Source organism: Tardiphaga sp. (assembly GCF_028290785.1).
GTDB lineage: Bacteria > Pseudomonadota > Alphaproteobacteria > Rhizobiales > Xanthobacteraceae > Tardiphaga.
Window position 1 is genome coordinate 1 of sequence record NZ_JAQGJD010000105.1, and the last position, 24081, is coordinate 24081.

Annotated in this window: 20 protein-coding genes; 12 read left to right on the forward strand and 8 right to left on the reverse strand. The window is 64.2% G+C overall.

Annotated features, from left to right (window positions below; translation table 11 throughout):
* The first annotated feature begins 352 nt into the window (after positions 1-352).
* The 8 genes from JWR89_RS05600 to JWR89_RS05635 all read left to right on the forward strand — a co-directional run bounded on the left by JWR89_RS05600 (position 353) and on the right by JWR89_RS05635 (position 8433).
* Positions 353-490: a hypothetical protein gene (locus JWR89_RS05600; protein WP_299712808.1), complete on the forward strand. Its 138-nt coding sequence runs from the start codon at positions 353-355 to the stop codon at positions 488-490.
* Positions 491-730: 240 nt separating this feature from the next.
* Positions 731-2017: an oxalate/formate MFS antiporter gene (gene oxlT / locus JWR89_RS05605; protein WP_299712810.1), complete on the forward strand. Its 1287-nt coding sequence runs from the start codon at positions 731-733 to the stop codon at positions 2015-2017.
* 305 nt (positions 2018-2322) lie between these two features.
* Positions 2323-3639 carry an oxalate/formate MFS antiporter gene (oxlT, locus tag JWR89_RS05610; protein WP_299712812.1) on the forward strand — a complete coding sequence of 439 codons (1317 nt, stop codon included), beginning with the start codon at positions 2323-2325 and terminating at the stop codon, positions 3637-3639.
* Between the two features lie 273 nt (positions 3640-3912).
* Complete coding sequence (locus tag JWR89_RS05615; RefSeq protein WP_299712815.1) at positions 3913-4344, forward strand: CBS domain-containing protein; 432 nt, start codon at positions 3913-3915, stop codon at positions 4342-4344.
* A gap of 97 nt (positions 4345-4441) precedes the next feature.
* A complete protein-coding gene (locus JWR89_RS05620) occupies positions 4442-5416 on the forward strand; it encodes a 2-dehydropantoate 2-reductase (RefSeq protein WP_299712818.1) in 975 nt (324 codons plus the stop codon).
* A gap of 58 nt (positions 5417-5474) precedes the next feature.
* Complete coding sequence (locus JWR89_RS05625) at positions 5475-6248, forward strand: fumarylacetoacetate hydrolase family protein (RefSeq protein ID WP_299712821.1); 774 nt, start codon at positions 5475-5477, stop codon at positions 6246-6248.
* 176 nt (positions 6249-6424) lie between these two features.
* Positions 6425-7420: a nitronate monooxygenase family protein gene (locus JWR89_RS05630; RefSeq protein ID WP_299712824.1), complete on the forward strand. Its 996-nt coding sequence runs from the start codon at positions 6425-6427 to the stop codon at positions 7418-7420.
* Positions 7421-7458: 38 nt separating this feature from the next.
* Positions 7459-8433: a zinc-binding dehydrogenase gene (locus tag JWR89_RS05635; protein WP_299712827.1), complete on the forward strand. Its 975-nt coding sequence runs from the start codon at positions 7459-7461 to the stop codon at positions 8431-8433.
* A 44-nt stretch (positions 8434-8477) separates the two neighbouring features.
* Here JWR89_RS05635 and JWR89_RS05640 read toward each other — a convergent pair whose 3' ends face one another.
* Entirely contained in the window at positions 8478-9173 is a 696-nt protein-coding gene (locus JWR89_RS05640; protein WP_299712830.1) for a VIT family protein, read from the reverse strand.
* A gap of 219 nt (positions 9174-9392) precedes the next feature.
* On the opposite strand from JWR89_RS05640, the gene JWR89_RS05645 reads away from it, so the two are divergent.
* The 4 genes from JWR89_RS05645 (at position 9393) to JWR89_RS05660 (ending at position 14458) form a co-directional block, all read left to right on the forward strand.
* On the forward strand, positions 9393-9857 hold the full coding sequence (locus tag JWR89_RS05645; RefSeq protein ID WP_299712833.1) for a Spy/CpxP family protein refolding chaperone: 465 nt from the start codon (positions 9393-9395) through the stop codon (positions 9855-9857).
* Between the two features lie 39 nt (positions 9858-9896).
* On the forward strand, positions 9897-10451 hold the full coding sequence (locus tag JWR89_RS05650; RefSeq protein WP_299712836.1) for a cytochrome b/b6 domain-containing protein: 555 nt from the start codon (positions 9897-9899) through the stop codon (positions 10449-10451).
* 65 nt (positions 10452-10516) lie between these two features.
* Positions 10517-11761 carry an APC family permease gene (locus tag JWR89_RS05655; RefSeq protein WP_299712839.1) on the forward strand — a complete coding sequence of 415 codons (1245 nt, stop codon included), beginning with the start codon at positions 10517-10519 and terminating at the stop codon, positions 11759-11761.
* A gap of 372 nt (positions 11762-12133) precedes the next feature.
* Positions 12134-14458, forward strand: coding sequence for an ATP-binding protein (locus JWR89_RS05660; RefSeq protein WP_299712842.1), 2325 nt, complete (start codon positions 12134-12136; stop codon positions 14456-14458).
* Between the two features lie 20 nt (positions 14459-14478).
* On the opposite strand, the gene JWR89_RS05665 is transcribed toward JWR89_RS05660, so the two are convergent.
* The 7 genes from JWR89_RS05665 to JWR89_RS05695 form a co-directional block, all read right to left on the reverse strand.
* The gene (locus tag JWR89_RS05665) at positions 14479-14805 is read right to left on the reverse strand and encodes a DUF3325 family protein (protein WP_299712845.1); all 327 of its coding nucleotides are present in this window, start codon (positions 14803-14805) and stop codon (positions 14479-14481) included.
* Entirely contained in the window at positions 14798-16357 is a 1560-nt protein-coding gene (locus JWR89_RS05670; RefSeq protein ID WP_299712848.1) for a PepSY-associated TM helix domain-containing protein, read from the reverse strand. Before JWR89_RS05670 ends, JWR89_RS05665 begins: the two co-directional genes overlap by 8 nt.
* Position 16358: 1 nt before the next feature.
* On the reverse strand, positions 16359-16652 hold the full coding sequence (locus tag JWR89_RS05675) for a hypothetical protein (RefSeq protein WP_299712850.1): 294 nt from the start codon (positions 16650-16652) through the stop codon (positions 16359-16361).
* A gap of 38 nt (positions 16653-16690) precedes the next feature.
* Entirely contained in the window at positions 16691-18997 is a 2307-nt protein-coding gene (locus tag JWR89_RS05680) for a TonB-dependent siderophore receptor (RefSeq protein ID WP_299712853.1), read from the reverse strand.
* Between the two features lie 215 nt (positions 18998-19212).
* Complete coding sequence (locus JWR89_RS05685) at positions 19213-20226, reverse strand: hypothetical protein (RefSeq protein WP_299712856.1); 1014 nt, start codon at positions 20224-20226, stop codon at positions 19213-19215.
* A gap of 179 nt (positions 20227-20405) precedes the next feature.
* Complete coding sequence (locus tag JWR89_RS05690) at positions 20406-23372, reverse strand: bifunctional [glutamine synthetase] adenylyltransferase/[glutamine synthetase]-adenylyl-L-tyrosine phosphorylase (RefSeq protein ID WP_299712859.1); 2967 nt, start codon at positions 23370-23372, stop codon at positions 20406-20408.
* On the reverse strand, positions 23369-24081 hold a 713-nt coding region (locus JWR89_RS05695; protein WP_299712862.1), incomplete at its 5' end, for an ATP-binding protein. The genes JWR89_RS05690 and JWR89_RS05695, both read right to left, overlap by 4 nt.

A 24081-nucleotide genomic window follows, 5' to 3' on the forward strand; every position in this document is an offset into this window, starting at 1 on the left:
AGGCAGTCAGCACCATTAGGCTGAGGCACCGAGTTCGTCATGCCCGGCCTTGTGCCGGGCATCCACGTTCTCGAACAACATCGTGGGTGGCCGGGACATCTGGCGAAGCCGCGCTTCGCGCTTTAGCCCGGCCAAGACGAACTCAGCCATAGGCGTCTCGACCAAGGCCGCCGAGCCCGCTCTGCGGCCTTTGGCTTGGGAACTTCAATAAGAAAACCAAATCGCCCGATATTGCACTGCAAAAACTTCTTTGCTGCTATGCAAACAAGTGAATTGTCTGTGGCATCTGGTATACGTACATTGGCTTCAGATGATCACGCAGCGCCCGTCGCGCTCCACCTGAGGTTTCACCATGTCCAAGACCGCTTCGCTCGGCCTCGCACCGTCCTCCAGCTTTTTCGGCCGCTTGATGGTCTCGATCGACCGCCTGCTGATGACCAGCGCCCGCATCTCGGCGCGCAACGGCGACCTGCCCTATTTCGGGCTCTGATCTGCAATCTCGGATACATCCGCTGGTTCGGCGGCTTACCTGATTTCCTCCCAAACTTTGGCCCCGGTTTTCCGGGGCCATTTTTTGTTTCCATAAGCTGCCACTGTCACGCAACATCTGCGACATTTTAGCGCGGTCGGGGTTTTAAAGTTATAAGCGCTTGCTGTCTGGCATATCACATACCAAACTGCATCGAAGGTAGCGCTCAGTTTAAACAGAAGCGCGCCGCGGGAGAAACCTATGACGGATGCAGTTCATGGAGCGGCGCCAGCCGCTGCGCGGGTCAGCGATGCCTACCGCTGGACCCAATTAGCCATCGGCGTCGGCGCCATGGTGATGATTGCCAACTACCAATATGGCTGGACGTTCTTCGTCCCCGATATCCAGAAGAAATTCGGCTGGGACCGCGCCTCCATCCAGTGGGCCTTCACCCTGTTCGTGCTGTTCGAGACCTGGCTTGTGCCGATCGAAGGCTGGTTCGTCGACAAATACGGCCCGCGCCTCGTGGTGCTGATCGGCGGCATCCTTTGCGGCATCGGCTGGGCCATCAACGCACAGGCCGAAACGCTCAACGGCTTCTATCTCGGCATGATCGTCGCGGGCATCGGCGCCGGTGGCGTCTACGGCACCTGCGTCGGCAATGCGCTGAAGTGGTTCCCTGACAAGCGCGGCCTCGCCGCCGGCATCACCGCCGCCGGATTCGGCGCCGGCTCCGCACTCACCGTGGCGCCGATCCAGGCGATGATTGCCGGCTCGGGCTTCCAGACCACCTTCCTATACTTCGGTCTCGGTCAGGGCCTCATCATCGTCATCCTGTCGTTCTTCCTGTTTTCCCCCAAGGCGGGTCAGGTGCCCGCCGTGACGCAGAACGCCAACGTGATCCAGACCCGTCGCAACTACGCCCCGACCGAAGTCATTCGCCATCCGATCTTCTGGCTGATGTACTTCATGTTCGTGATCGTCGGCGCCGGTGGCCTGATGGTGACGGCCAACCTGAAGCCGATCGCCGCCGACTGGAAGATCGACAACGTGCCGGTCACGCTGATGGCGATGACCATGACCGCGGTGACCTTTGCCGCCACCATCGATCGCGTGCTGAACGGCCTGACGCGTCCGTTCTTCGGCTGGATCTCCGACATGATCGGCCGCGAGAATACGATGTTCATCGCCTTCGGCATGGAAGGGGTGGGAATCTGGGCGCTGTATATGTGGGGCCACGATCCCTTGTGGTTCGTACTGCTCTCAGGCTTCGTGTTCTTCGCCTGGGGTGAGATCTACTCGCTATTCCCATCGACCTGCACCGATACGTTCGGCTCGAAGTTCGCGACCACCAACGCCGGCCTGCTGTACACCGCGAAGGGCACCGCGGCGCTGCTGGTCCCGGTTGCGAACTACATGCAGCAGTCGTCGGGAACATGGGACAGCGTGTTCCTGATCGCGGCCGGCGCCAATATCCTGGCCTCGCTGCTGGCGATCCTCGTACTCAAGCCGTGGCGGAAGAGCGTGGTCGCCAAGGCGCTCGCGTAAGTTTCATCGACGCACACAACAGACGCGCCCGGCCGCAAGGCCGGGCGCGTCTGTCATTGGAGACAGGATAGTGGCTCGGGTAGCCATTCAATTACGGGCTGCGTGACCGGACTATATCAGGGCACCGCCGCCCATGCTGCAGCGCAATGCGAACTGCATACCCGCGCCCAGTTTTGACGTTTACCGCCAAGATCAGCTTGCATCTTGGAATATAATATACCAGTCTCCGCTGAAGCAGCGCTTGCGACAATACGCCACAACTACTGCGGCACTACGTCACAGAAAAAGCGCGCATCGGAGGAAGCATGACTGCAAGCACAACCGCGCCTGCCGTGGACACGGCACCGTCTGGCGGCTTTCGCTGGATCCAACTGGCGATGGGCATCGTCTGCATGGCGATGATCGCCAACCTGCAATATGGCTGGACGCTGTTCGTCGATCCGATCGACGCGAAGTATCACTGGGGCCGCGCCTCGATCCAGCTCGCGTTTACACTATTTGTCGTCGTCGAAACCTGGCTGGTCCCGGTCGAGGCCTGGTTCGTCGATAAATACGGCCCGCGCGTCGTGATCATGTTCGGCGGCGTGATGATCACCCTGGCGTGGATACTGAACTCCTACGCGGATTCCCTGGTGCTGCTTTATGCCGGCGCCATCGTCGGCGGCATTGGCGCCGGCTGCGTCTACGGGACCTGCGTCGGCAACGCCCTGAAGTGGTTTCCCGACCGCCGCGGCCTCGCCGCCGGCGCGACGGCGGCGGGCTTCGGCGCAGGCGCGGCGATTACGGTGGTGCCGATCGCCCACATGATCGCCGAGAGCGGCTACCAGCAGGCGTTCCTCACCTTCGGCATCGGCCAGGGCGTGATCGTCTTCATTCTCGCTTTCTTCATGCGCAAGCCGCTGCATGCCTTGCCGGTTCGCCGCAAGCAACTGAACCTGCCGCAGACCAAGATCGACTTCACGCCGCCGCAGGTGCTGCGCACGCCGATCTTCTGGATCATGTATCTGGTGTTCGTGATGGTCGCAGCGGGCGGCCTGATGACGGCGGCGCAGATCGCGCCGATCGCCAAGGACTTCGGCATTGCCAATACCCCGGTCAGCCTGCTCGGCTTCCAGATGGCGGCGCTGACCTTCGCGATCTCGCTCGATCGCATCTTCGACGGCTTCGGCCGCCCGTTCTTCGGCTGGGTGTCCGACACCATTGGCCGCGAGCACACGATGTTCATCGCGTTCGGCACGGCGGCGCTGATGCTGCTGACGCTGTCGGCCTATGGCCACATTCCGATCGTGTTCGTGCTGGCGACCGCGGTGTACTTCGGCGTGTTCGGCGAAATCTACAGCCTGTTTCCCGCCACCTGCGGCGATACGTTCGGCGCCAAGTTCGCCACGACGAACAACGGCATGCTGTACACCGCCAAAGGCACCGCCGCGCTACTGGTACCCTTGGCCAGTTTGATAGCGGCCAGCTACGGATGGCAGGCCGTCTTCATCCTGATCGTCGCACTCAACGCCACTGCCGCGCTGCTGGCCTTGTTCGTGATCAAGCCGATGCGTCGCGCCTTCATTCTCGGAAGCGACACCCAGGCCAGCGAAGCCGCCGCGCGGAACGCCAGGATCGCCTGACTCCAGAAAACGATCCAGACGATTGAAGGGCGCGCATGCAAGCGCGCCCTTTCTAGCGTCGATATAATTGGCATACAAAATGCCTGATGCAACTCAACGGCCCGGCTCTCCGTTGCCGGAAGACAGTCGCGAACTATAGAAACGTAAGTATTGCTGACATTCAACGACTTTTATCGTTGCAGCACCGCGTCATTCCCGATTGACAGTTGGCATAACGTATACCAGTATTCGAGTCATAGACGATCTCAAAACGCCAACGCCAAGGAGGCTGCCATGAACGTCGGAGACATTCTGCGCAAGAAGAGCACCCGCATCGCCACGGTCCGCATGAACGAAACCGTCGCCATCGCCGCGCAACTGCTGCGCGCGGGCAATATCAGCGCGCTGGTGGTCAAGGACGTCTGCCGCACCGAAGGCAACACCGCGGTCGGCATGTTTTCGGAACGCGACGTGGTGCGCGCCGTGGCGGAGCATGGCGCCGCCGGCCTCAACCTCAAGGTCTCAAACCTGATATCCGTGCAGCAGCTGATTTCCTGTCGCTCCACCGATACGCTCGAGCATGTCCGTCATCTCATGAACAAGAACCACATCCGCCATGTCCCGGTGATCGACGACTACACGTTGATCGGCGTCGTCAGCATCAGGGACATCAGCACGGCACTCGAGCATGGCGGAATCGAAACCGCGCACGCCGCTGTCGCCTGACGCGTCGCTTCCAGCAAGCGTATCCGTTTTTGCGTAGTCCTATCGTCGGGAAACGGCTCGCGACGGAATTTTATGACGCTTGCTGTGGGGCATTGCGATGAAAATCTGTATCTACGGCGCTGGCGCGATCGGCGGCTATCTCGGCGTGCAACTGGCGCAAGCCGGTGCGGACGTCAGCCTGGTGGCGCGCGGCGCTCATCTCGCCGCGATGCGGGCCAACGGGCTCACCCTGCTGATCGGCGACGAGCAGCGCGTGATCCAGCCGCGCTGCACCGATACGCCGGCGGAACTCGGCGCGCAGGATTTCATCATCATCTGCCTGAAGGCGCATTCGATCACCGGCGTGATCGAACAGATGCTGCCGCTGCTCGGCGCGCATACCCGCATCGTCACCGCGGTCAACGGCATTCCCTACTGGTACTTCTACAGACACGGCAACGCGTTCGAGGGCACCGCGCTGGAAAGCGTCGATCCCGGCGGCCGGCAATGGCGCGAGCTCGGCGCCGAACGCGCCATCGGCTGCATCGTCTATCCCGCGACCGAGCTCGAGGCGCCCGGCGTCATCCGTCACGTCTACGGCAACAACTTCCCGCTCGGCGAGCCTTCTGGAGAGACGACGCCAGACGTCGAAAATCTCGCCGCGATGTTCGTCAAGGCCGGGCTGCAGGCGCCGGTGCTGGATCGCATCCGCGACGAGATCTGGCTGAAGCTGTGGGGCAATGTCTGCTTCAACCCGATCAGCGCCCTCACCCACGCCACCCTCGACGTGATCTGCACCGATCCGGCGACGCGCGCGCTGGCCAAGGCGATGATGCTGGAAGCCCAGGCCATCGCCGAGACCTTCGGCGTCAATTTCCGCGTCGATGTCGAGCGGCGCATCGAGGGCGCGCGAAAGGTCGGCGCGCACAAGACATCGATGCTGCAGGACCTCGAGCGCGGCCGCCCGATGGAGATCGACCCGCTGGTCACCGTGGTGCAGGAGATGGGCCGCCTCGCCGGCGTCCCGACGCCGGCCATCGACTCGGTCCTGGCACTGGTGGTGCAGCGCGCCAGAATCGCGGGACTTTATTGACACCCGCGATTTCCGCGCCTCATATCTTACCAAATAAAAAACATGAGGGAGCGCGATCATGACCGCCTGGGTACGCTTCCGCCATCACGATCACACCTGTTTCGGCACGCTCGACGAAGGTGAGATCGCCGTCCACCATGGCGACATGTTCGGTTCCGCAAAACCGACCGGCCAGTATCTGAAGCTGGCGGACGTGGAACTGCTGGCGCCCTGCGTGCCGTCGAAGATGGTGGCGCTGTGGAATAATTTTCACGCCCTCGCCGCCAAGCTGAATTCGCCGGAGCCGAAAGAGCCGCTCTACTTTCTCAAGGCCACCTCCAGCATCGCCGCGCCGGGGGCCGCCGTGCGCAAGCCGCCGTCTTATGACGGCAAGGTCGTTTATGAGGGCGAACTCGGCATCGTGATCGGCAAGACCTGCGCGGCCATCTCGCCGGATCAGGCCGATGGCTGCATCTTCGGTTACACCTGCGTCAACGACATCACCGCCGCCGACATCCTCAACCGCGATGCCACCTTCGCACAATGGACGCGTGCCAAGAGCTTCGACGGCTTTGGCCCGTTCGGGCCGGCGATCACGACCGGCCTCGATGCCGGCGCGCTGCACGTGCGCACCATCCTGAATGGCGCCGAGCGACAGAACTACCCGGTGGCCGACATGATCTTCAGCCCGCAACAGCTCGTCAGCCTGATCTCGCACGACATGACGCTGCTGCCCGGCGACCTGATCTGCTGCGGCACCTCGGTCGGCGTAGGCGTCATGAAAGAAAGCATCAACACCGTGACCATCGCCATCGATGGCATTGGCGAATTGCACAACGAATTCCATCAATAGGAATTAGCCGGCCTGGATCGCCTGCGGCCCCCGCGCGGGCCGCCATTTCCGCATGGCACCCGGTCCCGTGCCCGATGGACAATCGGCCCATGGGTCGGCATCCTCCCGCCCGAAGATCGAAACGATCGCATCGGGCGCACCGCGGTTGCGCCGGGGAAACGTCGAGAGGACCATTCATGATCAAGACCCGCTTCACCGAACTGGTCGGCGTCGAGCACCCCATCGTGCAGGGCGGCATGCAGTGGGTCGGCCGCGCCGAGTTGGTCGCCGCCGTCGCCAATGCCGGTGCGCTCGGCCTGATCACCGCGCTGACCCAGCCGACCCCGGAAGACCTCACGAAGGAAATCGCGCGCTGCCGCGACCTCACCGACAAGCCGTTCGGCGTGAACCTGACCATCCTGCCGTCGATCAAGCCGCCGCCTTACGCGGAATACCGCGCCGCGATCATCGAGAGCGGCATCAAGGTCGTCGAGACCGCCGGCAACAAGCCGCAGGAACACGTCACCGAATTCAAGAAGCACGGCATCAAGGTGATCCACAAATGCACCAGCGTGCGCCATGGCCTTTCGGCCGAGCGCATGGGTGTCGATGCGATCTCGATCGACGGCTTCGAATGCGCCGGCCATCCCGGCGAGGACGACACGCCGGGCCTGATCCTGATCCCCGCCGCCGCCGACAAGATCAAGATTCCGATGATCGCCTCCGGCGGTTTTGGCGATGGTCGTGGCCTCGTCGCCGCATTGGCGCTGGGCGCCGAGGGCATCAACATGGGCACCCGCTTCATGTGCACCAAGGAGAGCCCGATCCACCAGCTCGTGAAGGAGCGCATCGTCGCCAATGACGAGCGCGAGACCGATCTGATCTTCCGCACCATGCGCAACACCTCGCGCGTCGCGAAGAACGCGATCAGCCAGCAGGTGGTGGCAATGGAGAAGGAAGGCGCGACCTTCGAGCAGGTCCGCGAACTGGTCGCCGGCTCCCGCGGCAAGCTGGTCTACTCCACCGGCGACGCCGAAGACGGCATCTGGTCGGCCGGCCAGGTGCAGGGCCTGATCCATGATATCCCGAGCTGCGGGGAACTGGTCTCGCGCATCATGCGCGACGCCGAAGCCATCATCCGTTCGCGACTGGAATCCATGCTGTCAGGCGCCCAGCGCCAGGCCGCCGAATAAACTTTGCGAATAACCTTTGAAAGAATGAGACCGTACTGATGAAAGCCTTCGTTTACGGCGCCGATGGCGCTGCGATTACCGACGTCGCGAAGCCAACCCCTACCGGCACGCAAGTTCTTGTCCGCGTTCGCGCCAACGGCCTGAACCGCGCCGACCTCGGCATGACCCAGGGTCACGTCCACGGCAGCGCCGGCGGCGCCGGCACCGTGCTGGGCATGGAATGGGCGGGCGAAGTCGCCGAGCTTGGGCCCGACGCGAAGGGCGTCGAGGTCGGTGATCGCGTGATGGGCTCCGGCGCCGCGGCGTTTGCCGAATACACCCTGGCCGACCACGGCCGGCTGTTCCGCATCCCCGCCAATTCCAACATGAGCTTTGAGGAAGCCGCCACCCTGCCCGTCGCGCTCGCCACCATGCACAATGCGGTGGTCACCAACGGCGCATTGCAGGCCGGGCAATCGGTGCTGATCCAGGGCGCCTCCTCCGGCGTCGGCCTGATGGCGCTGCAGATCGCGAAGCTAAAGGGCGCCAAGACCGTGATCGGCTCCTCTACCGACACCATGCGGCGCGGCCGGCTGCATGAATTCGGTGCGGACCTCGCCATCGATTCGAAGGACCCCGGCTGGGTCGATCAGGTGCTGAAGGCCACCAATGGCGAAGGCGTCGATCTGATCGTCGACCAGATCTCCGGCCCGGTCGCCAACCAGAACCTCAAGGCGACCAAAGTGCTGGGCCGCATCGTCAATGTCGGGCGACTCGGCGGCAGCCATGGCGACTTCAATTTCGATCTGCACGCCGCGCGCCGCATCCATTATATCGGCGTCACCTTCCGCACCCGCTCGGTGCAGGAAATCCGCGACATCTTCAGCGCGGTGCGCGCCGACATCTGGCCCGCCGTGGAATCCGGAAAACTCAAACTGCCGATCGACAGAGTGTATCCGTTCGCCGAGATCGGCGCCGCGTTCGATCGCATGGAAGCCAACGCGCATCTCGGCAAGATCGTGGTGACGCTGTAGAGCGGATCAGGCGAGGTCGCATCTCACCCGGTGCGCACCGCGTCCTAGACGACCTTGCCGAAGACCGCGCCAATGGCGGCGGTCAGGCCCATCGCGAAGGCGCCCCAGAAGGCCACGCGGAGCGTCGGGCGCAGCAGGCCTGCGCCTCCCGCCTTGGCGCCGACGGCACCGAGCAGGCACAGGAACAGCAACGCGCCTGCCGAGACGATCGCAACCAGATAGGGCGCCGGCGCGACCAGCACCAGCAGAAGCGGCGCCGCAGCACCGATGGTAAAAGTCGCAGCCGATGCCAGCGCGGCCTGAACCGGACGCGCGGTAGTGATTTCGGAGATTCCGAGTTCGTCCCGCGCATGCGCGCCCAGCGCATCCTTGTTCATCAACTGGGTCGCCACGTCGCGGGCCAGACCGGGCTCGACGCCCCGCTGGATGTAGACCTGCGCCAGTTCTTCCCGTTCGAACGCGGGATCCGTGGCGAGCTCCAGACTTTCACGCGCAAGGTCGGCCTTTTCAGTATCCGACTGGGAACTGACCGAGACATATTCACCGGCCGCCATCGACATCGCGCCCGCGACCAGTCCGGCCACGCCGGTGAGCAGCACCTCGCTTTGAGCCGCATTCGCCGAAGCCACGCCGACGATCAGACTCGCCGTCGAGATAATACCGTCATTGGCACCGAGCACGGCGGCGCGCAGCCAGCCAATGCGGGAGACCAGATGGTTCTCGGTGTGAAGCCGGCTCATGGATGACCTTTTCTGACACGGGTTCGACGCGCAGCGGACGGGCTGGCCGCTCCGCGAGATACGAACTTGCAACGCCGACCTCATCGAGCTTGCGATCCGCAATGGAATAACACTGACGACGTCTTCGCCGACCCACGTTGACATGAATCAATTGATGGGGACGCCGCCATGCTAGGGATATCTTGCAGAGACTGCAGCGTCTCTGAACCGGAGATCGTCATGACACATTTAAGTCGCGCGCTGGCGATCATCGTTCTGTCGCTGCTGGTCACGTCGGCGTCCCACGCGCAGACCGTCCTCATTCCCGGTTCTCTCCGGGGACTGGGAACGATGGGCCCCGGCGGCGCCAAGCGGCTTTGCGCCCCCCTCTCGATCGGTCTCTACGAATGGCAGATCGGATGGGTGACGCGCCTGCTGAAACCCACTGAAAGCCAGGCCGTGCTGTTGCGCCAACTGGCGGAGGCTTCCGCGCGCGCACGACAGTCGATCGCGGCGGCCTGCGGCAACGACGGCGTTCCCACCACCATCGGTCAGCTCGACCTGATGGAACGGCGCCTGGAGGGCCTCACCGAAGCCGTGACGCTGATCCGGCCGAGCTATGAGCTTTTCTACGCATCGCTCGACGACCAGCAAAAGGCGCGGCTGGAAGCGCTCGGTCCCGCCCGCAAGGGCTGGCGCTGGTGACGCGACGGCGATCAAGCCGGATAACATGAGACAGGCTCTATGGACATCTTCAGCTCATCCATGCGCTACGGCGCCATCGCGCGAGCGCTGCACTGGGCAACGGTTCTGCTGGTGGTCGTCGCGTGGCTGCTCGGGATTTTGGGCGATGCATTGCCGGGCAAGCCGGCGCAAGCCGCAGGCCTGTTTGTTCATATCAGCGCCGGTCTGCTGGTCGTCCTGTTGACGGCCATGCGTCTCGCGTGGCGCGGCGTCGATTCGCCGCCGCATGCGGATGCCGATGGCACCGCGCTGTCGCGCTGGCTGCTGCTGGCGTCCCGGCTCACGCACATAGGCCTGTACACCCTGCTCATCGTTGTACCGCTCGTCGGAATCAGTGTTCAGTTTGCGCGCGGCAACGGCCTGCCGATCTTCGGCCTGTTTCAGGTGGCGTCACCATGGGTGGCCGATCGGGGATTCGCGCGCACTTTGAAGGAAATTCACGAACTGCTCGCCCATACGCTGATGGCGATGGCCGTTCTGCATGCGGCGGCGGCGTTGCTGCATCACTGGGTTCTGGGCGACCGCACCCTGCTCCGCATGCTGCCGGGCAAATGAGTGAGTGCATGTAGGCGACGCCGCGCCATGGCGACGGTGACATCGACGCGTACGGAAAGTTCGACATGACGGTACAGCCTGTCGATGCCGCGGCGAATCCACCGCATCTCCTGCGATCGCTGACATTGACGCATGCCGTTCTGTACGGCCTCGGCGTCACCATCGGCGCTGGCATCTATGTGCTTGTCGGCGTGGCCGCGGGGCGCAGCGGCATGCACGCGCCGCTGGCCTTCTTCGGTGCCGCCCTCGTGATGTCCTTTACCGCCGCAACCTTTGCCGAGCTGGGGACGCGCATGTCGGTGAGCGCCAGCGAGGCGGCCTATGTCGAGTCGGCCTTTCATCGCAACTGGTTCAGCCTGGCTGTAGGGCTGCTGGTGGTGTCGGCGGCGATGGTGTCGGCCGCCACCATCAGCGCCGGCAGCGCCGGCTACATTGCCGTCTTCGTGCCGGTACCGGCCGCCTGGATCATCGCGGGCGTCGTGCTCGCGATGGGCGCCGTGGGCTGTCTCGCCACGGTGCACTCGGTGTCCTTCGCCGGCATCATGACGGTGGTTGAAGTGGGCGGACTGTTGGTGATCGTCATGGCCGGCATGACGCGCGGCCCCGAAGTGATCTCACGACTTCCCGAGATGTGGCCGGCGGCCCACGATACCGCTGCCTGGGCCGGCGTGGCCGGCACCTCGCTGATCGCGGTGTTCGCCTTTATCGGCTTCGAGCATCTGGTCAACGTCGCCGAAGAGATGAAGCAGCCGAGCCGCACCCTGCCGCGCGCCCTGTTCCTCACGCTCGGCCTTACCGCGTTGATCTATGGCCTGATCGTCTGGATCGCGGTGATTGCCGTTCCACCGGCCGAGCTCGCCCGTTCCCCGGCACCGCTCGCGCTGGTGTTCGAGCGCCTCACAGGCTTTCCGCTGGTGACAATGAGCGCGGTCGCCATCGTGGCGACGCTGAACGGCATCATCGTTCACGTGATCATGATCGGGCGGGTGCTCTATGGATTGGCCGACCAGGGCCACCTTCCGAGATTTCTCAAACGGCTCCATCCGGTGACCCGTACGCCTATTGTGGCGACGGCGATCGGCGTATTCGCGATCCTGATCCTTGCTCTGACCGTCCCCCTGGTCGGCCTCGCCGACCTGACATCCCGCCTGACGCTGGTGATCTTCGCCATCGTCAATGTTGCACTGATCAGGATCAAGCTTCGCAACGATCCAGCGCCGGCAGGCGCGTTCACCTGCGCGCTGTGGGTGCCGTTCGCGGGCCTGCTCTCCAGCATCGCGCTGCTGATCGCCGATCGGGTTCCGTGGTGACCGGGTAAGCCAACACGCACCTCGGCAAGATCGCGGTGACGCGGTAGGGCGTGTGCTCGCGATAGCTTCGGCGTCTGGAGCGGCCACGGCATTCGTTCCCCGGACGCCGTGCACTGCGCCGCCATCTGGCAGCACTGCGCGCCGCACCGCTTTCGGGACACGATTGAACGCAACACACTGCGTTCCTGTTTCGGACTCAACTTCGCGCGTCATTCGCGCAAAAAATTCTTCTGGATAGAATTTATTTCACGTTAACGTTTCGTTGACTCTCGACAGCCCGGGCAAAGTGGATTCATATCAAGTTGCGATTCGAAGCGGCGGGGGCGGTCTTTTCGATGACGTGTAAGCGGACATTTCGAGGGGGCTAATGGTATGGCGCGTTCACACGCGGCGAGCGCGTGCGTTCAATCCGATTCGATCAAGGGATTGGCGCAGTCGATCGCAAAACCGGCCTACCATCGATTGCTGATTGCGGAGCCAGCGCTTCGTCGCGCCGTCCCTACCCTGATCATCGCCTTCCTCATCACCATCTTCTTCGGCGCCGTCGTCCAGGTGCTCGACCAGAGCCGGCAAAAACAGAACGCCACCAAGCGCGATCTCGCGGCACTCGCCGATCTGCTCGCAGAACGACTTGAGCGCGTCGGTCCGATCCGGCAGGACCGCGCCGCCTCCGTCGAACGACTGCAGAGCCTGCTGCCGGGACTGATTCCATCCTGGGGCATTGCCGCCGGCCGCCACGTCATCATCCTCGGCGCCGACCAGAGCATCCTCGCCCGCGTGCCTGTCGACGTTCCGCTCGGCGACCGCCGCCGCATCCTCGACGTGCTCAGTGCCACGCAGTCGATCAGCGCGCCGAGCCAGCGCGTCGAGGTGGTCGAACTCACGCTGCCCGACGGCAGCCACGCGCTGGCGACCCAGCGCATCGTCAAGACGCTGCCCGGCCAGCTCGTTCTCATCCAGGAAAACAACGAGGCGATCTGGCGTTCCGATTCGGCGCTGTCGATCACGTTGTCCGCCACCACAAGCTTCGTGGTGCTGATCCTCGGCTTCGCCTTCCACTGGCAATCGACCCGCGCCCGCGAGGGCGACGCCATCAACGACGCCGTGCGCGGCCGCATCGACACCGCGCTGAACCGCGGCCGCTGCGGGTTGTGGGACTGGGACCTGTCGCGCGGCCGGATCTTCTGGTCGCAGTCGATGTTCACCATGTTGGGGCTGGACAGCCGCAGCGATCTGCTGACTTTCGGCGAGGTCAACGCGCTGGTGAAATCCGACGACATCAATCTGTTCGAGATCGCCGATCAGTTGATCTCCGCCAGGCTCGACCACATCGACCAGACGTTTCGCATGCAGCATGCGAACGGCCACTGGATCTGGCTGCAGCTGCGCTGCGAGCTTAGTCAGGGCCAGGGTGATGGCGGCGAGCATCTGATCGGCATCGCCGTCGATATCACCGAACAGAAGAGCCTCGCCGAGCGTACCGTGGAGGCCGACGTGCGGCTACGCGACGCCATCGAGACGATCCCCGAAGCCTTCGTGCTGTGGGACGCCGAGGACCGGCTGGTGCTGTGCAACTCGCACTTCCAGCGCCTGCACAAGCTGCCCGACACCGCGGTCTCGCCCGGCACCTCCTACGAGACCGTGCTCGAAGTAGGTTCCATGCCGGAGGTTCGCACGCGACTGGCGGAATCCAGCGCGCATGCGCCCGGCGCCCGCACCTTCGAGGCCCAGATCGAGGACGGTAGCTGGCTGCACATCTCCGAGCGCCGCACCAAGGACGGCGGCTACGTCTCGGTCGGCACCGACATCACCCGCATCAAGGAGCACGAGCAGAAGCTGGTCGATAACGACCTCCGCCTGCGCGCCACCGTGATCGACCTCAAGCATTCGCAGACCGCGCTGGAGCAGCAGGCGCTCGAACTCGCCGACCTCGCGCAGAAATATTCCGACGAGAAAAACCGCGCCGAGGAAGCCAACCAGACCAAGTCGAAGTTCCTGGCCAATATGAGCCACGAACTGCGCACGCCGCTCAACGCCATCATCGGCTTCTCCGAGATCATGGGCAGCGGCATGTTCGGCACGCTGGGCTCGGACAAATACCAGGAATACTGCACCGACATCCTGACCAGCGGGCACTACCTGCTCGAAGTCATTAACGACATCCTCGACATGTCGAAGATCGAGGCCGGCCGCATGAAGCTCGACCTCGAGCCGCTCGATCTCGCGCAGACGCTGGCAGAATCGCTGCGGGTGGTGTCGGGCCGCGCCGACGACAAGAACCTGACGTTGTCTGCCGACATCGAGGGCGAGACGCCCGTGGTCGCCGACCGTCGCGCCATCAAGCAGATCCTCGTCAACCTTTTGTCCAACGCGGTCAAGTTCACGCCGGACGGCGGCCGCATCACCGTGCGCAGCCGCGTGCTGCGGGATTCCGTGGTGCTGATGATCGCCGACAGCGGCATCGGCATCGCGCCGGATTCGCTACAGCGGCTAGGCCGGCCGTTCGAGCAGGTCGAGAGCCAGCTCACCAAGACCTATCACGGCTCCGGCCTCGGCCTCGCCATCGCCAAGTCGCTGACCAGCCTGCACGGCGGCTCGATGCGGCTGCGCTCCAAGCTCGGCACCGGCACCGTGGTCTGCATCTCGCTGCCCCGCCAGGGCACCAGGAAGCCGGCAAGGGTTTCGCAGGCGGCGTAACGCCCCCGGGCGACCCTGCTCTATCCGCGCTTTCTGACGGCCACGCGGGTCATCGGCCGCAGCCACCGGGGTGGCCAGCTCAGCGTGGCGACCACGGCGATGGCCGCAACGCTCACGCTGGTCACCCAGACCAGCGCGCCGTAGTCGAGCCCGTCCCGCACCACCGCCAGCATGAGCCCCGCCGCAAGCAGCAGCCCGCCGCCGATCCTGAGCAGCGCCTGCGTCGCCGGCGGGCAGGCATGCGTGCCGGTGACAGCCTGCCAGTGACGCGACTGTCCCAGCGCCAGGCAACCACAGCCAAGATATTCGGCCGCGAAGATCATCGCCAACAGCACCATCTCACGCATGGCTGCCTGCCTCCTTCAGCGCCGCAACGGCCGCTGCCGAACGTCGCCTGGACGCAGCCAGCCAGCGGCTTGCGGCCCACGCAGCGGCGGCCAGCAGTAACAGCGCCACATCGACGCCGGCCACCGGCCACAGATGCGCATGTGCCAGACTGCGCAGCGGGTGATCGCCTGTCGTCAGTCCGTTCAACACCATTGCCGCCAGCGCCAGCGCCGCGATCGCCCGGCATTGCTCGACCCAGGCCATGCGGGGACGCATCCACGCATGGGCGAACGCGGCGATCCACACCAGATGAAACGTCCAGATCTCCAGCTCATGCCGTTCGTAACCCGCCAACGTAACGCCGAGCGGCAGCAGCCGGTTGATCACCATGAACCCCGCCGTGGCCATGACGATGCCTGCGGTCGCGCCGACCACCAGCCCGTGCACCAGCCGGACGCCGTGCAGCCCTTCCGCCGCATGCCGCTTGCGTCGCTTCTCGAGCCAGAACAGAAATCCGGTCATGATCAGTGCACATCCGAGCAGGCCGAGCGCGAAATACATAAAGCGCAGCGTCCAGTGCCTGAACTGGATCCGGTGCAGGCCGGTCAGGAAGCGTTGCGCAACCGCCACCGGGCGAAGCGCGTCGCTCCGATGCAGCACCGCCCCCGTCGCGGCGTCGAAGGTGATCGACGCCGCGTGCCTGACGATCCGCTCTTCGATGGATTGAAACACCGTCACGAAACCAGCCGCATCGCCGGGATGCCGGACCAGGATGGCCCGCGGTTCGACGCCGTCCCACAGCCGGCGGGCCTCCCCGGCCATCGCATCCAGCGACCCGAGGCTGCCCGGTTTGTTGGCCTTGGGTCGCGCATAGGCGCTGCCGCCATCGGCATTGAACGCCTGCTTGTCGGGATAGACGGCCTGCCATCCGCTCGGAAAATACACGGCGAAGAAAATGATCAGGCCGGACAGCGTGATCGCGATATTGAACGGCAGGCCGAGCACGCCCGATACCGTATGCAGGTCGAGCACCGCGCGCTGCGATTTCTGCCGCGCACGCAAAGTGAAGAAATCGACGAAGATCTTGCGGTGAATGACCACGCCGGACACACACAGCACCAGCATGGCCATGCCGGCAAAGCCCACGATCCATTCACCGATGTTCCAGATCTTCAGGTGCAGCCCATAGTGATACGGATACAGAAAGCGGCTGCCGGCCCAGGTGCCTGGCTCCGGCAGCACCGCGCCGGTCGCCGGATCGAAGGAACGGTTCACGACGCCGGTCTTGTCACGATAGGCGACGCGGATGTAGGGCTGACGCTCGGTCGCCTGCAGCACCGTCCAGGTCGGCGACCGCAGCGCCACCGCCGTGTCATAGGTTGCGCGAAGCTCATCGAACGAGCGCGGACGGTCGGGCAATGCAATCCGCGTCATCGGCGCCATCCAGCGATCGATCTCGCGATCGAACACCGCCAGCGTGCCCATCCAGAAGATAGCAAACAGCATGGCACCGACCACCACACCCGCCCAGGTATGCAGCCAGCCCATGGATGCGCGAAAGCCCTGCTCCATCTCAGGCCCCCGTCAATGCCGCAAGCATCAGCCCGAGCCCCGCAATCACCAGCAGATCGACGGCGGTGCGCAGCAGGCGTTGTCGTGCAAAGCCGAGGATCAGCACCGCGAGATAGATGACGAAGCCCAGCATCGACGCCAGGACTACCCCGTCAATACGGACAAGGCCGAGCCACGGCAGGACCCTGGCGAGACCGGCCACCAGCGCCGACGACGCCACATAGCCGCCGCCGATCACGACAACCAATCGCAGGACGATGAACCACCACTGTGACTTGCGGTCGGTCGTGGGCAACTGGACGCTGTCTCGCTGTGTGATCGGCTTCACCATGGTTAGAAGGTGAACGTCGTCGATACGAGATAGGTTCGAGGCGCACCGAGGATCACGTATCCATCATTGGTCGCGGCTTGCCAGTAGTTGCTGTCGAGCAGATTCTCGACCGAAAATCGGACCACCACAGGCTTGCTGCTCCAGGGTGAGGCAAACTTATAGCGCGCGCCCGCGTCATAACGTGTCCAGCTCGCGCCGGAGACCTTGTTCGCCTGATCCGTAAAATATTCGCCCGTATGGACCGCGCGACCGGTCATCGTCAGCCCGCGCAGGAACGGCACGTCCCATTCGCCGCCCAAATTGAACTGCGTATCCGGAACATTGAAGGTGCGCAAACCATCATATGTCCCTCTTTCCGTCTTCTCCTGTCGTGCATCGATGAACATGACGCCGCCGAGCAGGCGCAGCCCCTCGGTTATTTCGCCGAACGCGTTGATCTCAATGCCGCGATTCCGGCTTTCGCCTCCCTGCGACACGGTATTGGTCGGACGATCGACGATCTGAAACGGGCGCATGATGTCGAAGGCGCTCACAGTGGTCGTGATCCGCCCCCAGTCGATCTTGACGCCCACCTCATGCTGCTTCGACCGGTAGGGCGGCAGAACCTGTCCGGCATTGGCGAAAGTCTCGCCGACGACCGTGCCCGTTTCCAGCGCCTCGATGTAGTTAGCATAGACGGACACGCTCTCCAGCGGCTTGACCACCAGCGCGTAAGCCGGTGTCGTCGCCGACGTATCATAACCGCCGGTCCTCGTTCCCGTGCCCATGGCGAACGATTCCGACTCCACATATTGATGCCGCACACCGACGGTGAGCTGGATACGTCCGTTCAAGACCGACATTGTGTCGGCAACGCCGAAACTGGACTGGTCCGTGCCGGAAGTCTTGCGAGGCGCGCCGACGTCCACGTTCGGGAAGGGACTTTGACGCGGATTGTACAGATTCGACCTGAACAGCGCTCCCGAAACGTTGAGAATCCCTGTCTCGGCTTCCGCTGTCGCCCCGTTGAAATTGATGGAGTGATTGACCGGCCCCGTGTCGACATTCGCACGGAAACCGGCCTGGGCTGCCGTCCGCTCGTGCTTCTGGTTGTTCCGCCTGGGCGTCCCATTGAAGTCGCCGTTCAGACGGTCCATCCGGATATCGGAGTAGAGATACCGCGTGTTGCTGGTACCGATGCCCGCCTGAGCATAGGCCGTTAGATTTTCGGTGATATCCACTTCACCCTGGACGAGCGCGTAGCGCGACTCCGAATTCCAGAATCCCCAGTTCGGCATGTAGTTCGCGCGCGCGTCCGGCGCCGCCGGAAGTGCCGTGAGATTGCCAAGATCGACGAAGCGCGTCATCGCGGTGGCGTCGTTATTTTCGTAGCCGATATCGGCAGAGAGGCGCACGCGATCGCCGCGATAATCCAGTCCGACAAACGCGTTGCCGACTTCCTGGCTCTGATCGGCGAGTTCCGTAGCGCCGTCCTTGTAGCTTCCGTTGAAACGAACGCCGAACTCCTTGAACTCGCCGAACCGCTGCCCGACATCGATATGCGTGCCGAACTGCGACTGCGATGCATACGTATTGGTGATCTGCGCAAACGGCACGTCGCCCGCCCGCTTGGTCACCAGATTGACGCTGCCGCCAACGCCGCCGCCGCCAGGCGGCATGCCATTGAGCAGCGCTGACGGCCCCTTCAGTACTTCCACGCGTTCGATGGCTGAAAGCGACGAGAGCGAGAACGCCGACGCTATCCCGTATAGTCCATTCAGCCCGTACGCCGTGCTGGACACGCTGAAGCCGCGAATGTTCAAGGAATCGAAGCCGGAAAGGCGCGGCACAGTGACACGTACGGAGGGATCGTTGGCGAACACGTCATCGAGCTTGCGTGCCTGCTGATCCTGAATCGTCTGCGCCGTATAGCTGGTCTGGTTGAACGGCGTATCCATCACGCTGCGATTGCCGAGCAGACCGACCTGAGCGCCGGATGCCACCTGCCCTCCTGCATAAGACGCCGGCAACGAGCCGATCATGCCGGTCGCCGGCGTCGTCGGTGTGCGGCGTTCGACCAGTCGCAACGCTGCCCGCGGCACAACTGCGACATTTCGGCGCGGCACGACACGACGTACCGCGCGCGGCGTCGGTGCATCAACCTGAACGGGCGGCAACACTTGCGACGTCTGCGCAACGGCCGCACCGCTTGCATCGAGCGTCCATGCAATCGCGCTCGATGCAGCCAGAAGGATCGTCTTGTGAAGTGTAGTTGAACGCGTCATTGACTCGGTCGCCCCAAATTCCCCGCCGACTTCTGTCGACAACATGAGGTGGCCTACAGCAAGATATGGTGCGGTCACAATGCGGTGGGGCTTAGAGGACGTCTAACTCCGCACGCTGATCTGTCGACATGGCATCATTTGCAACACGCGGTTCCGCACAGCGCGATTTGATATCGGCTGTTGTTATGAGCTGGTCCGAGTTGAGCTTAATTCTGCGCATCGTGCCGCGACGATGCGCGCACGACGCGTAGACGCGTCGCTTACTCCAGGCGTTTGGCCGCGGTGCTGACCTGTCCGACCTGATTCGCCTGCGAGGTGAACCACACCACGCCGTTCGGTCCGCGCGTCATGCCGAACGGCTGTGCATTGGCCGTCTTCAGATCGAACAGCGAGACAACGCCTGCGGGCGTTATGCGGCCGATCTTGTTCGACTTGAAGGCGGTGAACCAGATATTGCCATCGACGCCTGCGGCGATACCGATCGGCTTGGTGTCTGCCGGCAGCGCGAATTCCGTGATCTCGCCGCGCGTGGAGATACGGCCGATGTGATCGGATCCGTTCATCGAAAACCACAGATGCCCGTCCGGGCCTACCGTGATGTCGCGCGGGCGCGACTCCGCATGGCTCAGCGGGAATTCGGTGATCTGTTTTGTTGTCACGTCGAAACGCCCGATTTTTCCGGTGCCGCTTTCGGTGAACCAGAGATTTTGATCGGGGCCCGTGACGATGCCATAGGCCTGCGCGTTCGCGGTCGGGATCTCGAATTCGGTGAACGAACCCGTCGGCGTCACCCGGCCAATCTTGTTCGCTGCCATTTCGGTGAACCAGATATGTCCGTCCGGGCCGACCGTGATGCCACGCGGCCATGAGCCCTTATTGAGCTTGGTCGGCACTGTGGCCAGCGACGGAATCGCAAAGCTGCCGTTGAACTCACCCTTGGTGGACACGCGGCGAATGGCGTTTTCCTCGCGCGAGGTAAACCAGAGATGCCCGTCCGGCCCCGAAGTGATGCCCTGCAAAACGCCTACCGCTTCGCCAGGGACGGCGAAGGCCGTCATCTCGCCGGCGGGCGTGACTCGAAAGATCTGATGCTTCAGGACTTCGGTGACCCACAGGTTTCCGTCCGATCCGACGACGATGGCCTGCGGGCGCTGCCCTTCGCCGGGCAACGAATGCTCGACAATGGCAACGTCCTGCGCGTGCAATGGTGCCGCAATGCCTGCAGCCAGCAAAGCGAATACAGCACCGACGGTGCGAAAGTCTCGGATCTCCATATCGATTCCACCCTGGGCAAGTTGAATGCCTCTCTTAGCGACCTTGCCACACGCCGACGAGAGCCAGGGTGCGGTCACAATGACGCGGAGTTTTAGAGCAAATCCAGTAGTTCACGCCGATCGATGCGCTTGATCCCGAATGCAACTCGGATCGGCAAACAGCGTGACGTCCCTGTGGGCTACTGCTGACCTTCGACCACGGTGCGGAACACCTGCCGCACCTCGCTTTGGGTTTCCCGCACCCGCGCCTGCAGCGCGGAGAAGTCCGGCGCGTCGCCGGCGCGGGTCATCATGCGCAGCAGGTCGGCGCCGGCGGTTTCCGGCTTGAACTTGCTGCTGACGCAGAGTCGCAGGATTTGCGTGAGGTCGTGATACAGCCGCGCCGCCGGGCGCAGCACGTCGGCGTCCGCCGGCGACAGCAGGCCGAGCCGCGCCGCATTCTCCAGCACCTGCTGGGTGCTGACGTTGAGGATTTCGGGCGTTGCCGCGGCGTGAACGAGTTGCAGATATTGCGCGATGAATTCGATATCGACCATGCCGCCGGCGGCGTGCTTCAGATCCCAGATATCGGCCTCGCCCTTTTCCTCGGCGATGGCGCGGCGCATCTCGGCGACGTCGCTGGCGATCACCCCTTGGTCGCGCGGCCGCGTCAGCACCTCGCGCATGACGCCCTCGATCTTGTCGCGAAACGCCGGCGGCGCTGAGATCACCCGCGCCTTGGTCAGCGCCATGTGCTCCCAGGTCCAGGCCTCGTGCTGCTGATACTCCGCAAAGGCGTCGATCCGCGACGCCAGCGGTCCGGCGCCGCCGGACGGCCGCAGCCGCATGTCGACGTCGTACAGCACGCCGTAATTGGTGCGGATCCGGAACGCGCTGATCAGCCGCTGCGTCAGCCGCGCGAAATATTGCGAGCCATGCAACGGGCGCGCGCCATCTGAGTCCGGCTCCTCGGCGTCGAAATCGTAGATCAGGATCAGGTCGAGATCGGACGACGCCGTCATCTCGCGGCTGCCGAGCTTGCCCATCGCCAGGATCGCGGTCTGCTGGCCCTTGATGCGGCCGTGCTGGCTGGCGAACTGATCGACCACCAGCCCGTGCAGCGTATGCGCGATGCCTTCGGCGACGTCGGCGAAGGCGAGGCTCGCCTGCGGTGCCGTCACGGTGCCAGACAGAATCCGGGTGCCGATCAGGAACAGGCTCTCCTGCCCGAACAGCCTGAGACGATCGAGAAATTCCTCGTAGGAATTGGCGTCCTGCAGCGTCGCCGCCAGCCGCAGCGACAGTTCGCGCTGGTCGGGCATGGCGCCGAAGAAGCGCGGATCGATCAGCCCGTCCATGATCTGCGGCTGCCGCGCCAGCATGTCGCCGAGCCGCGGCGCGGCGCCCAGCACCAGCGCGACCAGCGCCACCAGCTCGCGGTTCTGGCTCAGCAGCGAGATCAGCCGCCCGCCGCGCTGCAGGGCCTGCAGGAAACGATCGAACGCGATCACCGCGTTGTCGGGCTCTTCGGCCTGCGCGAGGCCCGCGATCAGCGCGGGCACGAATTCGACGAAGGCCTGCCGCGTGGTCTCGATCCGAAGCACGCGGTACTCGCCGGCCAACCAGTGCGCCAGCGTCTCCGCCACCATGACCGGCTTCCTGAAGCCGAGCCGGACGAGATGTTCGAGCAGCCGCGGCTCGGTGGGCCCGACGCTGTAATCCACATCGGGTAGCTGCATGTCGCCCGCGGGATCGCCCTCGAACAGCCGGCCGTAATGCCCCTGCACGATGGTGAGATGCGCCAGCAGATCGCGCGCAAAGTCGGCGCGGCTGGCATAGCCGAGGAAGCACGCGAAGCGCTCCATCGCCGCGACCGTATCGGGCAGCGTGTGGGTCTGCTCGTCGGCCATCATCTGCAACCGGTGTTCGACGCGGCGCAGGAATTCGTAGGCGGCGGTGAGTTCGTCGCGCGCCGCAAAAGTGATCCAGTTGCTGGCGGCGAGAATGTTCAGCGCTTCCAGTGTGGGCTTCACCCGAAGCTCGGGATGCCGGCCGCCGGCGATCAGCTGCTGGGTCTGGGCGAAGAACTCGATCTCGCGGATGCCGCCGCGCCCGACCTTGACGTTGTGGCCCTCGACGGCGACCTCGCTCTGGCCGCGAAAGGTCTGCATCTGCCGCTTCATGTCGTGCACATCGGCGAGTGCCGCGAAGTCGAGATGCTTGCGCCAGACAAACGGCGCGATCTCCGCCAGCAGCGTTTCGCCGGCACGCGCATCGCCGGCGCAGGCGCGCGCCTTGATCATCGCGGCGCGTTCCCAGGTGCGGCCCTCGCGCGCGTAATAATGCAGCGCCGAGGCAGTGGAGATCGCCACCGGCGTCGAGGCCGGATCCGGCCGCAGCCGCAGGTCGACGCGGAACACGTAGCCGTCGCCGGTGCGCTGCTGCAGCAACCGCGACAGCCCCTGCGCGACCCGCACGAACACGGACTGCGGCTCGACGCCTTCCGCCAGCGCGTGGGCGTCAAGGTCGTAAAACACGATCAGGTCGATGTCGCTGGAATAGTTCAGCTCGCCGGCGCCCATCTTGCCCATGGCGAGGATAATCAGCCCGCTGCCTTCCTCGGGGGCTTCCGGGTCGCGCGGCTGCAGCCGGCCGCGCGCGGCTTCCTGCCGCAGCAGATAGCGCAGCGTCGCCTGCACCGACATGACGGCCAGGTCGGTCAGCCCCTGCGTCACCCGCATCACCGGCCAGACCCCGCCGATGTCACACAGGGCGATCAGCAGCGCCGCCTCGGCCTTGGTCCGGCGCAGCAGCCGCATCACGTCGGCATCGTCACCGGAGGCCGCTACGGCGAGCGCGGTCTGCGCGATCAGCGCGGCGAGGTGCGCTTCCGGATCGCAGCGAAACAGCCGCAGCGCGCGCTCGGGATCGGCGCGGATCAGATCGAACAGATAGGGCGAGGCTTCGCCGAGGCCGAGCAGGATCGCTTGGGCGTGCGGGAATTGGTCGGCGAGCGAACGAAATGCGGTGGCGTGGTCCGGCTCAAGCTCCTGGAGCCATTCGGCAAGGCGCTGCTCGGCTTCGGCGGGCGCAAACGATTGCGGCGCACTGACAAATTGCGCGGCCAGACGGAACTGCTCCGCGTCGCCGATACCGGATGAGATCATGCCGACTTCTGTGGCACAGCCAGCGATTGGGCCGCAAGGCCCTCACCGGCTACCGCCGGCAGCACCAGTGTCGCACGCAGGCCGGGCTTGCTGTCGCCAAGCCTCAATTCGCCGCCGTGCAACGTCGCCACCGCGGAAGCGAGGCTGAGGCCGAGGCCCGAACCGGGCTGGGTGCGGCTCGCTTCCAGCCGCACGAACCGCTCCACCGCATGCTTGCGGTCGGCCTCGGGAATGCCCGGGCCATGGTCGGTGACGCTCAGCAGCACCTGGTCGCCATCGCGCCGAGCCTCGATCAGGATATTCCCTCCCTCGCCGGCCATCGGCACTGCATCGGCACCGAGCGGCTGCGCCGTGGCCGGCCGACCATATTTGATCGCGTTCTCCACCAGATTTGCCAGCGCTTGGCTGACCAGTTCGCGGTTGCCGTGCAACCGCGCCGGCGTCGCCTGGACCTGCAGCGTCAGGCCGCTGTCTTCGGCGAGTGGCTCGTACAATTCGTGGATGCCTTCCGCCACTTCGGCGACATCGAAATCATCCATGTTGCCCCGCGCCTGGCCGGATTCCGCGCGCGCGATCATCAGCAGCGCGTTGAAGGTGCGGATCAGCCCGTCGGATTCCTCGATGGTGCCCTCCAGCGCCGCGCGGTACTCGGCCTCGCTGCCGGAGCGCGCCAGCGCCTCCTCGGCGCGGTTGCGCAGCCGCGTCAACG

Excerpts from the sequence above, each read along its gene's own strand:
- JWR89_RS05660 (WP_299712842.1), top strand. The coding sequence starts at position 12,134 with ATGGCGCGTTCACACGCGGCGAGCGCGTGCGTTCAATCCGATTCGATC.
- JWR89_RS05655 (WP_299712839.1), top strand. The coding sequence starts at position 10,517 with ATGACGGTACAGCCTGTCGATGCCGCGGCGAATCCACCGCATCTCCTG.
- JWR89_RS05690 (WP_299712859.1), bottom strand. The coding sequence starts at position 23,372 with ATGATCTCATCCGGTATCGGCGACGCGGAGCAGTTCCGTCTGGCCGCG.
- JWR89_RS05665 (WP_299712845.1), bottom strand. The coding sequence starts at position 14,805 with ATGCGTGAGATGGTGCTGTTGGCGATGATCTTCGCGGCCGAATATCTT.
- JWR89_RS05635 (WP_299712827.1), top strand. The coding sequence starts at position 7,459 with ATGAAAGCCTTCGTTTACGGCGCCGATGGCGCTGCGATTACCGACGTC.
- JWR89_RS05685 (WP_299712856.1), bottom strand. The coding sequence starts at position 20,226 with ATGGAGATCCGAGACTTTCGCACCGTCGGTGCTGTATTCGCTTTGCTG.
- oxlT (WP_299712810.1), top strand. The coding sequence starts at position 731 with ATGACGGATGCAGTTCATGGAGCGGCGCCAGCCGCTGCGCGGGTCAGC.
- JWR89_RS05600 (WP_299712808.1), top strand. The coding sequence starts at position 353 with ATGTCCAAGACCGCTTCGCTCGGCCTCGCACCGTCCTCCAGCTTTTTC.
- JWR89_RS05640 (WP_299712830.1), bottom strand. The coding sequence starts at position 9,173 with ATGAGCCGGCTTCACACCGAGAACCATCTGGTCTCCCGCATTGGCTGG.
- oxlT (WP_299712812.1), top strand. The coding sequence starts at position 2,323 with ATGACTGCAAGCACAACCGCGCCTGCCGTGGACACGGCACCGTCTGGC.
- JWR89_RS05650 (WP_299712836.1), top strand. The coding sequence starts at position 9,897 with ATGGACATCTTCAGCTCATCCATGCGCTACGGCGCCATCGCGCGAGCG.
- JWR89_RS05630 (WP_299712824.1), top strand. The coding sequence starts at position 6,425 with ATGATCAAGACCCGCTTCACCGAACTGGTCGGCGTCGAGCACCCCATC.
- JWR89_RS05680 (WP_299712853.1), bottom strand. The coding sequence starts at position 18,997 with ATGTTGTCGACAGAAGTCGGCGGGGAATTTGGGGCGACCGAGTCAATG.
- JWR89_RS05620 (WP_299712818.1), top strand. The coding sequence starts at position 4,442 with ATGAAAATCTGTATCTACGGCGCTGGCGCGATCGGCGGCTATCTCGGC.
- JWR89_RS05625 (WP_299712821.1), top strand. The coding sequence starts at position 5,475 with ATGACCGCCTGGGTACGCTTCCGCCATCACGATCACACCTGTTTCGGC.
- JWR89_RS05645 (WP_299712833.1), top strand. The coding sequence starts at position 9,393 with ATGACACATTTAAGTCGCGCGCTGGCGATCATCGTTCTGTCGCTGCTG.
- JWR89_RS05670 (WP_299712848.1), bottom strand. The coding sequence starts at position 16,357 with ATGGAGCAGGGCTTTCGCGCATCCATGGGCTGGCTGCATACCTGGGCG.
- JWR89_RS05615 (WP_299712815.1), top strand. The coding sequence starts at position 3,913 with ATGAACGTCGGAGACATTCTGCGCAAGAAGAGCACCCGCATCGCCACG.